General features: G+C 69.7%; 11 protein-coding genes. 4 read left to right on the top strand and 7 right to left on the bottom strand.

What is annotated here, in order from left to right:
* Positions 1 to 53 precede the first annotated feature (53 nt).
* The 3 genes from ACT3UN_RS09530 to ACT3UN_RS09520 all read left to right on the top strand — a co-directional run bounded on the left by ACT3UN_RS09530 (position 54) and on the right by ACT3UN_RS09520 (position 3,087).
* Complete coding sequence (locus tag ACT3UN_RS09530; RefSeq protein WP_301442420.1) at positions 54 to 905, top strand: PspA/IM30 family protein; 852 nt, start codon at positions 54 to 56, stop codon at positions 903 to 905.
* Between the two features lie 273 nt (positions 906 to 1,178).
* Complete coding sequence (locus ACT3UN_RS09525; protein WP_301442421.1) at positions 1,179 to 2,732, top strand: DHA2 family efflux MFS transporter permease subunit; 1,554 nt, start codon at positions 1,179 to 1,181, stop codon at positions 2,730 to 2,732.
* A complete protein-coding gene (locus ACT3UN_RS09520; RefSeq protein ID WP_301442422.1) occupies positions 2,716 to 3,087 on the top strand; it encodes a hypothetical protein in 372 nt (123 codons plus the stop codon). Before ACT3UN_RS09525 ends, ACT3UN_RS09520 begins: the two co-directional genes overlap by 17 nt.
* A 13-nt stretch (positions 3,088 to 3,100) precedes the next feature.
* Here ACT3UN_RS09520 and ACT3UN_RS09515 read toward each other — a convergent pair whose 3' ends face one another.
* The 7 genes from ACT3UN_RS09515 to ACT3UN_RS09485 all read right to left on the bottom strand — a co-directional run bounded on the left by ACT3UN_RS09515 (position 3,101) and on the right by ACT3UN_RS09485 (position 9,763).
* On the bottom strand, positions 3,101 to 3,760 hold the full coding sequence (locus ACT3UN_RS09515; protein WP_301442423.1) for a YdcF family protein: 660 nt from the start codon (positions 3,758 to 3,760) through the stop codon (positions 3,101 to 3,103).
* A gap of 105 nt (positions 3,761 to 3,865) precedes the next feature.
* Entirely contained in the window at positions 3,866 to 4,450 is a 585-nt protein-coding gene (locus tag ACT3UN_RS09510; protein WP_444656942.1) for an Ltp family lipoprotein, read from the bottom strand.
* A gap of 122 nt (positions 4,451 to 4,572) precedes the next feature.
* Positions 4,573 to 5,694, bottom strand: a complete 1,122-nt coding sequence (locus ACT3UN_RS09505; protein ID WP_301442425.1) for an FUSC family protein — start codon at positions 5,692 to 5,694, stop codon at positions 4,573 to 4,575.
* Positions 5,691 to 6,755, bottom strand: a complete 1,065-nt coding sequence (locus tag ACT3UN_RS09500) for a baeRF2 domain-containing protein (protein WP_444656941.1) — start codon at positions 6,753 to 6,755, stop codon at positions 5,691 to 5,693. The genes ACT3UN_RS09505 and ACT3UN_RS09500 overlap by 4 nt, the downstream gene beginning before the upstream one ends.
* A gap of 28 nt (positions 6,756 to 6,783) precedes the next feature.
* On the bottom strand, positions 6,784 to 7,677 hold the full coding sequence (locus tag ACT3UN_RS09495) for an SDR family oxidoreductase (RefSeq protein ID WP_444656940.1): 894 nt from the start codon (positions 7,675 to 7,677) through the stop codon (positions 6,784 to 6,786).
* Between the two features lie 128 nt (positions 7,678 to 7,805).
* The gene (locus ACT3UN_RS09490) at positions 7,806 to 9,188 is read right to left on the bottom strand and encodes a GntP family permease (RefSeq protein ID WP_301443081.1); all 1,383 of its coding nucleotides are present in this window, start codon (positions 9,186 to 9,188) and stop codon (positions 7,806 to 7,808) included.
* Between the two features lie 23 nt (positions 9,189 to 9,211).
* Positions 9,212 to 9,763 (bottom strand): gluconokinase, encoded by a 552-nt coding sequence (locus ACT3UN_RS09485; protein ID WP_441578804.1) that lies wholly within the window; start codon positions 9,761 to 9,763, stop codon positions 9,212 to 9,214.
* A 185-nt stretch (positions 9,764 to 9,948) separates the two neighbouring features.
* Here ACT3UN_RS09485 and ACT3UN_RS09480 point away from each other — a divergent pair, with 185 nt between their 5' ends.
* Entirely contained in the window at positions 9,949 to 12,255 is a 2,307-nt protein-coding gene (locus tag ACT3UN_RS09480; RefSeq protein WP_444656939.1) for a glycoside hydrolase family 3 C-terminal domain-containing protein, read from the top strand.
* Positions 12,256 to 12,345: the final 90 nt, after the last annotated feature.

The raw sequence follows: 12,345 nt of genomic DNA, 5'->3' as shown, positions 1-12,345 counted from the left end.
CGAAGACAACGAAGACAGTGAAGACCGCGGAAGACAACGTTAGGAGTGCCGCCATGGCGAATCCCTTCTCGAAGGGTTGGAAGTACCTGATGCAGTCCCTCGACACCACCATCGAGGAGAACGCCGACCCGAAGGTCCAGATCCAGCAGGCCACCGAGGCGGCGAAGAAGCAGCACCGTGAGGTCACCGAGTCCGCCGCCCGGATCATCGGCAACCGAAACCAGCTGGAGATGACCCTGAACCGGCTGGTCAAGGACCAGGAGAAGCTGCAGAACAACGCGCGCACCGCCCTCCAGCAGGCCGACAAGGCCACGTCCGAGGGGGACTCCGCCGCCGCCGGCGAGTACACCAACACCGCGGAGATCTTCGCCACCCAGCTCGTCACCGTGGAGCAGGAGATCGAGGACACCAAGAAGATGCACGCCCAGGCCACCCAGGCCGCGGAGCAGGCACAGCAGCAGCAGAAGCAGTCGGAGGTCCGGCTCAAGGAGCAGATGGGCCAGATCGACCAGCTGCGCGCCCAGGTCGACCAGGCGAAGATGCAGGAGAGCTCCAACCAGGCGCTGGAGTCGATGCAGGGTATCCAGGCCGACGACAGTGTGCCCACGCTCGACAGCGTCCGCGACAAGATCGAGTCGCGTTACGCCAACGCGCTCGGCGCCCAGGAGCTCACCGAGAACAGTGTGCGCGGGCGCATGGCCGAGATCGAGACCAGTGGGCGCGACATGGCCGCGGCCTCGCGTCTGGAGCAGATCCGTGCGGAGCTCGGCGGCGGGTCCGCCGGAGAAATCACCCCCGGAGAGGGTTCCGGGGAGGGTGACGCGAAGAGCATCGAGGACGCCGCATCCGAGGCGTCCGAGCCGTCCGACGCCGAGGCCACGGACGGTTCCACGACCGAACGCTGACCTACGTCATGTGTGGTCAGACCCAGGTTGCACGGGTCCCCGACCCCCTCTAAGATGGCAGGGCTAGTGCACGGGTGCGGTGTATTTCGTCGCCACAGAGCCCGACGCCCCGGATAACGCATACGAGACCTCCGATCGCAAGGGGGTCTTTTTGCTTGCCTTATGACCCGTGCAGAGTGCTGTGGCGTGTGATTCGCCGCCGCAGCCCACCGACGACGGATCCCACACCACCTGTGTGAGGCCTCGTCGTGCAGTACCCCAGGGAGGAACCCCATGGCACACACCGATCCACATTCAGGACCAGACTCAGGAGCCCCGTCCGCGGCACAGAACACGGGCACCCGTCCCGCCAACGAGGGCGTGAACGTCGGGCTGCTCATCGGCATCCTCGTGGCCGCGGCCTTCGTGGCGATTCTCAACGAGACCGCCCTGTCGAACGCACTGCCCACGCTGATGCGTGAGTTCGACATCACCGAGGACGTCGCCCAGTGGTTGACGACGGTGTTCATGCTGACCATGGCGGTCGTCATCCCGACCACCGGTTACCTGATGCAGAGGCTGACACTGCGGGCGATCTACATCATCGCCCTGTCGCTGTTCCTCGCCGGCACCGTCCTCGCCGCCGCGGCCCCGGCGTTCGCCATCCTGCTGGTGGGACGCGTCCTCCAGGCTGCCGGCACCGCCCTGATCATGCCCTTGCTGATGACGACCATCATGATCCTGATCCCGGTGGAGCGCCGCGGCTCGGTCTTCGGCCTGGTGACCATCGTCATCGCCGTGGGCCCGGCCCTCGGCCCCACGTTCGCCGGCCTCATCCTGGAGCTGCTGAACTGGCGCTGGATCTTCATCGTCATGATCCCGCTGGCCGTGCTCGCACTGCTGATGGGTGTCTGGCAGATCCGCAACTTCCAGGAGCCCAGCCGCCCGCCGTTCGACCTGCTGTCCGTGGGTCTGTCCGCGGTCGGTTTCGCCGCGACGATCTACGGCCTGTCCGGCCTGTCTGCGGCGGCCGAGGGCTTCCCGACCGTCGCCGTGGTCTGCCTGGTCGTCGGCGCGTTGGTCCTGACCGTCTTCTTCCGTCGTCAGGGCATGCTGATGCGCGCCCAGGCAGCAGGGGAGCACCGCGCCCCCCTGATGAACACCGAGCCCCTGCGCATCCGCGAGTTCATCCTGTCGATGGCACTGATGCTGCTGTCCTTCGGTTCGCTGTTCGGCTTCATCATCATCATGCCGATCTTCGGGCAGACCGTGCTGGGCCTGTCTGAGCTGCAGACCGGCCTGGTCACGCTGCCGGGCGGCATCATCATGGGTGCGATGGGCCCGATCGTCGGACGTCTCTACGACCGCGTGGGTACCCGGCCCCTGATCATCCCGGGCGGTGCCCTGCTGGTCGCCGCGATGGTCATGCTGCTGATGCTCGACGAGAACAAGACGTTCTGGTACCTCGCCGCAGTCGCGGTGGTGCTGAACATCGGGCTGTCGCTGATGATGACCCCGCTGATGTCGAACGCGCTTGCCGCCGTGCCGGACAAGATCTCCTCCCACGGTTCGGCGATCCTGAACACGCTGCAGCAGCTCGCCGCCGCGGCGGGTACCGCGCTGTTCATCGCCGTGATGGGCATCGGCTCCTCGCGATCGTCCGCGGGTGATCCGGTGGGTGCCCTGGTGGACGGTGTCCACATCGCGTTCTTCTTTGGCGCGGGCATCGCCGTGCTTGTGTTCGTCCTGGCCCTGGTGCTGCGCATCGACGCGCGGGACATGGGCAAGGACACGGCCGAGTCGTCGGCCGGTTCGCCGGCTGGGGCCGAGGATGCCCGGGACGCCTGACCGCCGGGTCGTCCTCACCGCCGTCACCGTGATCGCCCTGGTCGCGGTGGTCGGCGTTGTGGCGTTGTGGTGGTTCCTGCAGAGCTACCAGACGCTCGCCGGCGGGCTGGGGGAGTCCGGGGCACGGGAACACTGCGGTGAGGAGGTCCGCTGGGAGACCGGTTTCGGGCAGGACGCCGAGCTCGACCTGTGGGACGCCCGACCGGACACGGACGCCGACCGGTGGGTCGTCGACGGGCAGGTGTTCAGCGAGCACGTCGAGGGCGTCGAGGTGACCCACGGGGCACGGGACGACGGCATGCAGTTCCGCTGCCTGGTGTCGGAGGACCGTGTCACCGTGGAGATGCTGGACTGACGGGGGGCGACGGTCAGCCCACGCCGCCGACGTAGCCGAAGGCGCGCAGGCCAGCGTCACGGTAGTTCTTCAGCGCGCGCAGGTAGTGCGGGTCGGAGGTCACCACGATCGTGGTCCCACCGAGTTTCTCGATCGTCCCGGCGGTGTTCTCCACGTTCTGCAGGGTGTTCCACGAGTCCTCCTCGAGGATGATGTCGTTGTCGACACCGCGGTCCTCCAGGCCGGCCTCCATGACGGCCGCCTCGCTCGGGCAGTCCTCGACGGTGACTCCGCCGGTGAGGATCGCCGGGTTCTCCGGGTGGTCCTTCAGCAGCCGTGCCGCGGCGTCCAGCCGGTCCTCGAGGACCGGCGGTGCCGAGCAGTCGTCCTGCAGCTGCGCGCCCAGGACCACCACCGGGGCGGCGGTGCGCCCGAGGATCTCGTTCGCCAGGGGAGTGCGAACGAACTCGGAGTCGGTGATGTTGTAGACCTGCTGCTTGGCGTCGGCGACGAGGTCGTCCACCACCGATACCGAACCAGACACCGAGCCGCCGGCGGACCCCGTGCCTGAGCCGGGGAGGCCGGGGTCGGCGAACGCCGGGGCGGCACCGACGGCTCCTGCGGTCAGGGCGGCGGCGAGGCCGGTGGCGACGAGCCCTCGGCCCCGCACGGGGCGGTGGTGGTGGGACGGCACAGCTGGACTCCTTGCGAGATCGGGGATTGGGCGCCGGGCGCTCAATAGTGCTGAAAGCATAACTGCTCTCGCCGCGAGCCGAAACCCCCGAACTCCAGGAGGGAGCTACCGCTCCAGGTTCGCCAGGGCGTAGTCCGCCTCCTCGACGGTGAACTTCTCGCCGTACTCGGACACGAGCTGCTCGTGGATCATGGTCGGGGACATCGCCATGGTGTCCTGGTAGGTCCGCGCCTTCTCCAGGGCGTTGGCGTTCCAGTCGGCCTCCACGTTGTCCACGGCGTACTGGGCGGCCTCCGCGGAGAACCCCTCGCCGTACTCCGAGGTCAGCTGGTCGAAGACGCCGGCCTTGGACATGTGCATCATGTCTGAGTACGTCGTCGCCTTACGCAGTGCCGAGCTGTACTCGCGCGGGACGTCCCCACCGGCGTCCTGTGCGGCTTCCTGTGCGGCGGCCTCGTCGACCACCTCGTCGACCAACGGCTCCTCCGCGACCGGGGTCACCTCGGTGGTCTCGGTGGCGCCTGCGGTGGCGGTCTCGTCGTCCTCACCGGTGACGGCCACGGCCACGCCGATCACCAGGACCACGGCGAGGGCGATGAACCAGATCCTCTTGTAGAAGGGCTTCTTGGCGGGCTGCTCAGGCTGGAAGGGCTCGGGCTGGAACGGCTGGGGCTGAAAGTTCGTGGTCACGGTGAAACGTCTCTCTGTCTCGGTGGGGGCGTCCTCTCCTCGAAGGACTGGACAGATCATCGCACCGGCCACGGACGTGAAAATTTCGGTGTTCGAACAAAGGTGTCGAACACGCGGCGGCCTCAGCTGGGCGCGCGGGCCTGCCGCGAGGAGGCCACGTCGTCCACGATCTCCACGATGTGCTGCAGGCCGGTGATCATCGTGCCGTACACCGGCCAGTGGATGGTCGGCAGGTTCTCGTCGTTCGAGAGCTGCTCGGTGAGGTTCTCCAGGCGCGTTGACAGGGGCTCGACCTCGGCGTCCGGGTTGGCCACGGCCCGTCCGGAGTCGCGCGCGACCGAGGCCCACTCCTCACGGAAGCGGGTGTCCCACTCACCGTCGGCGTAGGACGCCTCACGCAGCGTCCGGGCGAGGTTGCGCAGGTGCGAGACGCCTTCACCGGCGCGCCGCAGGATGTCCTCCCAGCTGGCGTCCTCCGGGTCGGGGGTCTGCTGCCCGCGGGCGCGGGCCCGGCGTAGCTGGTCCAGGTAGGACCGCGGGTTGGCGCGCCGGCTCTCCCGGGCGAACCGCACCACCGACCAGGCGGAGTTGAGCTCCTCGTTGATCGAGTCGGTCTCCCGGATCCAGTCGTCGGCGTGGTCGGTGTCCCAGGACGAGGCGAACTCCTCGCCCATGTTCTCCAGCACCGAGCCCATCCGGCGGTTCACGCTGTCCACGTAGCGCGACGCCTGACGGTCCCGCAGCGGGGGCAGGACCAGCAGGTTCACCACCACACCGACGACGATGCCCACCGCGATCTCCATCATGCGGTCGCCGAACTGCTGTTGCTGCTCGGAGAAACCGTCGCTGAGGATGAAGATCGACATGGTCGCGACCGTGACACCCTCGTCGCGGATCCACGGCAGACGCGCCAGCACCAGCCCCACCAGCAGCGCCAGGGCGTACGTCCACACGGAGACGCCGAGCAGGTGGCCGACGAGGAAGGCCACGCCGATGCCCAGCAGCGAGGCGATCGTGGACTGCACCCCGCGCGACAGGGTGCGGTAGGCGGTCGCGTCGATGGTCAGCAGCGCCACCCACGGGGCGAGGAAGGGGAAGCTGGTGTCGAGGAAGGTCACCGAGATCCACCAGGCCCCGGTCGCGGCGATCACGCACTTGGCGATCTGCAGTGCGGCCGTGGAGCCTTCCGGGCTGGTGAACTGTCTCCAGAGCCGGGTGACGAAGCCCGGCTCGTCCTGGGTCATCCGTTCAACTCCGAGCTTCCCAGTTCCTCGGGTGCCTCGAAGCGCAGGACGGCGGCGATGCCGTCGGTGACCTCCGCGTCGATCAGGGCGGCGTCGGCGTCGACCTGCGCGCAGCTGACCACGATCTCGCTCTCCCCGGTGGTCGGGACGTCGTAGTTGAGCAGCAGTGTCTCCACCGCGCCCATGCCTGCGGCCTGGAGCACGGCGTGCACGCCCTCGGCGGTGCGGCCGCGGGCCCGTGCCTCCTCGAAACGTTCGGTCTGTGCCAGGGCGTGGCCTGCGGCGACGTCGCTGGCGATGGTGCCGACGGCACGGTCGAGGGCCTCGCCGGCGTTGTCGCCGGACGCCTCGGTGAGTCCGCCCTCGTCGGTCTCCTGCACGGTCGCGGCGAATTCGGTGCCCAGTTCGCCGCGTACGGCGGCGCGCCCCTGCGTCTCACCGGCCAGCACCAGGACGTCCGGACGCCAGGCGCGTGCCGTGGCCTCCAGGTGGTCGGCGACGCCACGGGCGTTCTGCTTGACGGCCTCGTCGGCGCGGCGCTGGATCTGGTTGTGTGACAACGCCCCTTGCCGGGGCTTGCGGACGGGCTCGTCGCTGCTGGCGTCGACGACGTCGTGACCGCTCTCGTCGAGGTTGCGGTCCTCGGTGGCCACGAGGCGCCGGACCACGGCACCCGTCTGGTCGACGACGGCGAGCAGGACGCGCACCGCGCGTGCACGTTCACGCACGTAGGCGGACAGTTCGGGGATGTCGCCGAAGGCGGAGTCGTCGCCGGTGCCGGCGCGGGCGTCCCACGCCTCGTCGAGCAGGACACCGCCCGGGTGTGCGACGATCACGCGACCGTCGGTCTGCACCTCGGTGGCGTCGGGGGTGGACAGGGCGTCGTCGATCGCGGCGAGCGTCTCCTCTCCGGCACCGTCGTCGGCGAGCGAGGAACGCTGGGCGTCCCACCGCAGGCGTAGTTCATTCGCCGCGTCCTCGGAGGCGGCACGTCCCTCCAGGTAGAGGGTCGCGAAGGGGCCCTGCGCATCGCTGAGGCCGCGGACTGTGTCGAGTTTCATCGTTCGGGTCCTTTCGTGTGGTTGTGCGTCACGGGGTCATCTGTCCGCCGTTGACGTGGATGGTGGAACCGACCACGTAACTGGACTCCTGCGAGGTCAGGAACACGTAGGCGGGTGCGAGCTCGACCGGTTGGCCGGAGCGTCCCAGCGGGGTGCCGTGGCCGAAGCCCGGCAACGCGTCCTGCGGCTGGCCGTCGGAGACCTGCAGCGGCGTCCACACCGGCCCCGGGGCCACGGCGTTGACGCGGATCCCCTTCGGGGCCAGCTGGGTGGCCAGACTCTTGGTGAGGTTGTTGATCGCCGCCTTGGTCGAGGCGTAGTCCATGATGTGGTCCGAGGGGTCGTAGGCCTGGATCGACGTGGAGTTCACGATCGTCGCCCCGGGCCCGAGGTGCGGCAGCGCCGCCCTGGTCACCCGGACCATGGCGTGGACGTTCACGTCGTACGTCCTCGTCCACTGCTCGTCGGTGACCTCCTCGAAGGAGGGCACGGTGATCTGGCGTCCGGCGTTGTTCACCAGGGCGTCCAGCCCGCCGAGGCCGGCCACGGCCTGTTCCACGAGGTCGGTGCAGTACGCCTTGTCGCCCAGGTCGCCGGGCAGCAGGACGGCGCGACGCCCCTCGGCCTCGACGAGGTCGGCGACGCGCCGGGCGTCCTGCTCCTCCTCGGGGAGGTACGCCAGGGCGACGTCGGCACCCTCGCGGGCGAAGGCGACGGCGGTGGCCGCACCGATGCCGGAGTCGGCGCCGGTGACCAGCGCCTTACGGCCCTCCAGGCGTCCGGTGCCGCGGTAGCCCGTGGCGCCGATGTCGGCGGCGGGGACGAGGTCGGCGTCCAGTCCGGGTTCGGGCTGATGCTGCTTCGGCGGCTCGATCCTGGGGTGGCGGGTGACGGGGTTGGTGAACGTGAGTTGGTCGGTCATGGTTCGTACTCCCATCTGTCGTTCCAAAGTCCCACGACCCTACCTGCATCTTGAACAGCACAAAGCGGGGCCACCCGGAGGGGTGGCCCCGCGAGGGGAGCGTGCGACGGGACGGTTCTGACGACCGGTCAGATGATCAGGTGGACCAGCATCACCACGGCCAGGGCGACCACGGAGAGGATCGTCTCCATCAACGACCAGGTCTTCAGCGTCTGCGGCACGGTCATGCCGAAGTACTCCTTGACGAGCCAGAAGCCGGCGTCGTTGACGTGGGAGAAGAACACCGAACCCGCGCCGACGGCCAGGACCAGCAGGGCGACCTCGGTGGAGCCCATGCCGGCGGCGACCGGTGCCATGATCCCGGCCGCGGTGACGGTGGCCACCGTCGCCGAACCCGTGGCCAGGCGGATGAACACCGCGACCAGCCAGCCGGCGATCAGCGGGGAGACCGGGGCGGCCTGCACCCACTGGCCGACCACGTCGGCGACCCCGGTGTTGACCAGGGTCTGCTTGAATCCGCCGCCGGCACCGACGATGAGGATCACCCCGGCGATCGGGCCGAAGGCGCCGCCGACCTGGTCGGAGACCTCCTGGCGGGTGCGTCCCACACCGAAGCCGAGGAAGAACATCGCCACCAGCACGGTGGCGAGCAGGGCCACGATCGGCTCGCCGAGGAACTCGAAGGTCTTGTAGACCACGGAATCCTCGGAGACCTGCAGCGACTCGACCACGGTGCGCGAGAGCATCATGACCACCGGCAGCAGCACCACGGTGAGGCCGCGTCCCACGGACGGACGGTCCTCGTCGGAGACGACGGTGACGTCCTGCCCGGAGATGGAGGTCGGGGCCTCGATCGGCACCCACCGTGCCATCACCTTCGCCGACAGCGGGCCGGCGATCGCCACGACGGGGATCGCGACCAGCAGGCCCAGGGCCAGGGTGAGGCCCAGGTTCGCGCCCAGGGCGTTCACCGCGATCAGCGGGCCCGGGTGCGGCGGCACCAGGGCGTGCAGGGCGGACAGGCCGGCCAGGGCCGGGATACCCAGCAGCATCACCGGCAGCTGGGACCGGCGCGCTGCCAGCATGACCACCGGGATCAGCAGGACGATGCCGACCTCGAAGAACAGCGGGATGCCCAGCAGCATCGCCAGCCCGGCGATGACCCAGGGGCGCAGCGCGGGTCTGGTGCGGTCCAGGAAGGCGTCGACGATGCTGTCGGCGGCGCCGGACTTCACCAGGAACTGGCCGATCACCGCACCCAGGGCGATGAGCACGCCGACGTCGCCGACGGTGCCGCCGAAGCCCTCGGTGAAGCTGCCGAACGCCTCGACCAGCGGGGTGCCGGCGACGAGCGCCAGCACCGCCGAACCGATCATCAACGACAGGAAGGGGTTCAGCTTCGCCCAGACGATCAGCACGATGATCAGGGCGATGCCGACGACGGCGGCGGCGACCAGCTGGCCCTCGCCGGCGGTCGAAGCTGTGGCGTCGGCGGCGTCGGCGGCGAGCAGGAGGGGACCGTCCGCCGCGGGTGTCACGGTCGGCCACCCTCGTGGGCGAGTGTGGCCAACGCGCTGAGTGCCAGCACCTCGTCGGCGAGGGCCTCGGGGGTGTCGGTGGCGTCCACGGTGAGGCCGTTCTCGTCGTCGGCGAGGCCCTCGAGGGTGTCCAGCTGCGAGCGCAGCAGCGAGGCCGGCATGAAGTGGCCCTTGCGGACCTCCATGCGCGCGGCGAGCACGTCCTCCGGGGCGTCGAGCAGGACGAAGAACTCGTCGCCGACGGCCTCGCGGAGCACGTCACGGTAGGACTTCTTCAACGCCGAGCAGGTCACGATGGTGGAGTGGCCCTTCTCCGCCTGGGAGGTCATCCAGTCGCGCAGTTCGTGGAGCCAGGGCCAACGGTCGTCGTCGTTGAGGGGCTGGCCGGAGCCCATCTTCTTCTTGTTCGCCTCGGGGTGGAACACGTCTGCCTCGGCGTAGGGGACGCCGGTGCGCAGCTCGAGCTGTTCGGCGATGGTTGTCTTGCCGCTTCCGCTGACGCCCATGATGACGAGGTGGACGGGGCGGGGACGGGGTGTGTCGGACATGGCACTCGTTTCTGGTTGGACGGGTGGTCTTGCCGAGACTGTACCCCTGACGACCCCGCCGCGGAAGGTTCCGATTATGGCCGTCTCTGTGTCTTCGCCTGTCTTCATGCCCCTTCATGTTGATTTCCCCGGAGGGGCGAGTGGCCCGCACCACATCCGGTGAAGATTCCCCGTACAAAGGACCCATGAGCCACCACACCACCGATGCTCCCGACGTATCAGCACTGCCCCTCGCCGACCGGGCCGCCCTGGGATCGGGCCGCAACTTCTGGCAGACCAGGGAGGTGGACGGAGCGCAGGGCACCATCCCCTCCGTCACCCTCACCGACGGCCCGCACGGCCTGCGCAAGCAGACCGGCGGGGTGGACCACCTGGGCCTGGCCGGCAGCGTGCCGGCCACGTGCTTCCCGCCGGCGGCCGGCCTCGGCCAGAGCTGGGATCCGGAACTCCTCGAACGCGTGGGCGCCGCCCTGGCCGCCGAGGCCCGCGCCGAGGACGTCCAGGTGCTGCTCGGCCCCGGCGTGAACATCAAACGATCGCCCCTGGGCGGGCGCAACTTCGAGTACTACTCCGAGGACCCTCACCTGTCCGGCGTGCTCGGCTCCGCCTGGGTCACCGGCCTGCAGGGTGGGGGAGTGGGTGCGAGCCTGAAGCACTTCGCGCTGAACAACCAGGAGCACGACCGGATGCGCGCCAGCTCCGACGTGGACCCCCGGCCGCTGCGCGAGGTCTACCTGCGCGTCTTCCGCAGGATCGTGGAGGACGCCCGCCCCTGGACGGTCATGTGCTCCTACAACGCCGTCAACGGGGTGCCGGTGCGCCACCGCCGCGACCTGCTCACCGACGTCCTTCGCGGCGAGTGGGGTTTCGACGGGGTCGTCGTCAGTGACTGGGGCGCCGTCGGTGGCCGGGTGGCCGCCGTCGCGGCGGGTCTGGACCTGCAGATGCCCTCGGACGGTGGGGCGTCCGACGACGAGGTCGTCGCCGCCGTCGAGGCCGGTGAGCTCGACGAGGACGTCGTCACCACCGCCGCAGGACGCGTCGCGCGCCTGGCTGCCCGGGCGCGCCGGGCACAGGAGGCACAGGAGGCACAGGAGGCGTCCGGCGGTGACGGGGCCGCGGTGGACGCCGAGGCACACCACGCCCTTGCCCGCGAGGCAGCCGCGGCGTCCATCGTCCTGCTCAAGAACGACGACGCCGACGGCCGCCACATCCTGCCCATCGCCGCGTCCGGCGTGACCGGCTCCGTCGCCGTCATCGGCGCCTTCGCCGCGGAGCCGCGCTACCAGGGGGCGGGCAGCTCGCACGTGAACCCGACCCGGGTCGACTCGCCGTTGGAGCTGTTCAAGGAGCGGATCGCCGCGCCGGTGACCTACGCCGCCGGGTTCACCACGGACGGCTCGGGACGCCACGCCGGGCTGCTCGCCGAGGCCGTGGAGGACGCCGCCAACGCCGACGTCGCCGTGGTCTTCCTCGGCCTGTCGCCCGACCAGGAGACCGAGGGGCTCGACCGCACCGACCTCGGCCTGCCCGCCGAACAGCTCGGACTGCTGCGGGCGGTGCGCGCCGTACAGGACCGGGTGGTGGTCGTGCTGTCGCACGGCGGTGCCCTGGAGCTCGGGGAGGTCAGCGACCTCGCGCCGGCCATCCTGGACGCCAACCTGCTCGGCCAGGGCGGCGGGGCGGCCATCGCCGACGTGCTCACCGGGACGGTCAACCCCTCCGGAAAACTCACCGAGACGCTGCCCACCCGGCTCGCCGACAACCCGTCCTACCTGGACTTCCCCGGGGAGCACGGCCACGTGCGCTACAGCGAGGGCCTGTTCGTGGGCTACCGCTGGTACGACGCCCGCAACCTGCGCGTCACCTACCCCTTCGGCCACGGGCTGTCCTACACCACCTTCCGCTACGACGACGTCTACGGGCAGCCCGACGACGACGGGGACGGCATCACCGTCACGGTCACGGTGACCAACACGGGACGCCGCGCGGGACGTGAGGTCGTCCAGGCCTACGTCGCCGTCCCGGACTCCTCGCAGGTCAGGGTGGAGCGGGCGCTGGCAGGCTTCGGGTCGGTGACCCTGGAACCCGGTGCGAGCGAGGAGATCGAGATCCACCTGGACCGCCGTGACCTGGAGTACTGGGACGTGCGGGTCGACCGCTTCGTGCTGGAACCGGGCCGATACGTGGTGCACCTGGGATCCTCCAGCCGGGACCTGCGCGGATCCGTGGAGGTCGACCTCGAGGGTGAGGAGGTCCGCGTGCCGCTCACGTTGGAGTCCACCCTCGGCGAGGCGCTGGCGGTGCCGTCGGTGGCGGAGTCGCTGGGCAACGTCTTCGGCGGGGACGGTGAATCCGGTGGGGACGGGTTAGGCGTCGACGTGGTGACGTTGATGTCGTCGATCCCCCTGGACCGCGTCGCGGGACTGAGCGGCGGCTCGGTGACGCGTGAACAGCTCGAGGAACTGCTCGAGCGGGCGAATCACGGTTAATCACGGGTAATCACGGTTAAGACGGGGCGGCGGCGGAGCGCACCTGCGACACTGGGGGAGTCACCGCCCGCCGACCTGCCCGCCGACCCG

This window comes from Corynebacterium sp. AOP12-C2-36, assembly GCF_052379185.1.
Taxonomy (GTDB): Bacteria; Actinomycetota; Actinomycetes; order Mycobacteriales; family Mycobacteriaceae; genus Corynebacterium.
This window is presented reverse-complemented; position numbering and strand designations above follow the sequence as displayed.

What these genes read in the sequence shown, in the direction of transcription:
- ACT3UN_RS09505 (WP_301442425.1), bottom strand. Translation starts at nt 5,694, where the DNA reads ATGACCCAGGACGAGCCGGGCTTCGTCACCCGGCTCTGGAGACAGTTC.
- ACT3UN_RS09495 (WP_444656940.1), bottom strand. Translation starts at nt 7,677, where the DNA reads ATGACCGACCAACTCACGTTCACCAACCCCGTCACCCGCCACCCCAGG.
- ACT3UN_RS09520 (WP_301442422.1), top strand. Translation starts at nt 2,716, where the DNA reads ATGCCCGGGACGCCTGACCGCCGGGTCGTCCTCACCGCCGTCACCGTG.
- ACT3UN_RS09500 (WP_444656941.1), bottom strand. Translation starts at nt 6,755, where the DNA reads ATGAAACTCGACACAGTCCGCGGCCTCAGCGATGCGCAGGGCCCCTTC.
- ACT3UN_RS09485 (WP_441578804.1), bottom strand. Translation starts at nt 9,763, where the DNA reads ATGTCCGACACACCCCGTCCCCGCCCCGTCCACCTCGTCATCATGGGC.
- ACT3UN_RS09530 (WP_301442420.1), top strand. Translation starts at nt 54, where the DNA reads ATGGCGAATCCCTTCTCGAAGGGTTGGAAGTACCTGATGCAGTCCCTC.
- ACT3UN_RS09525 (WP_301442421.1), top strand. Translation starts at nt 1,179, where the DNA reads ATGGCACACACCGATCCACATTCAGGACCAGACTCAGGAGCCCCGTCC.
- ACT3UN_RS09480 (WP_444656939.1), top strand. Translation starts at nt 9,949, where the DNA reads ATGAGCCACCACACCACCGATGCTCCCGACGTATCAGCACTGCCCCTC.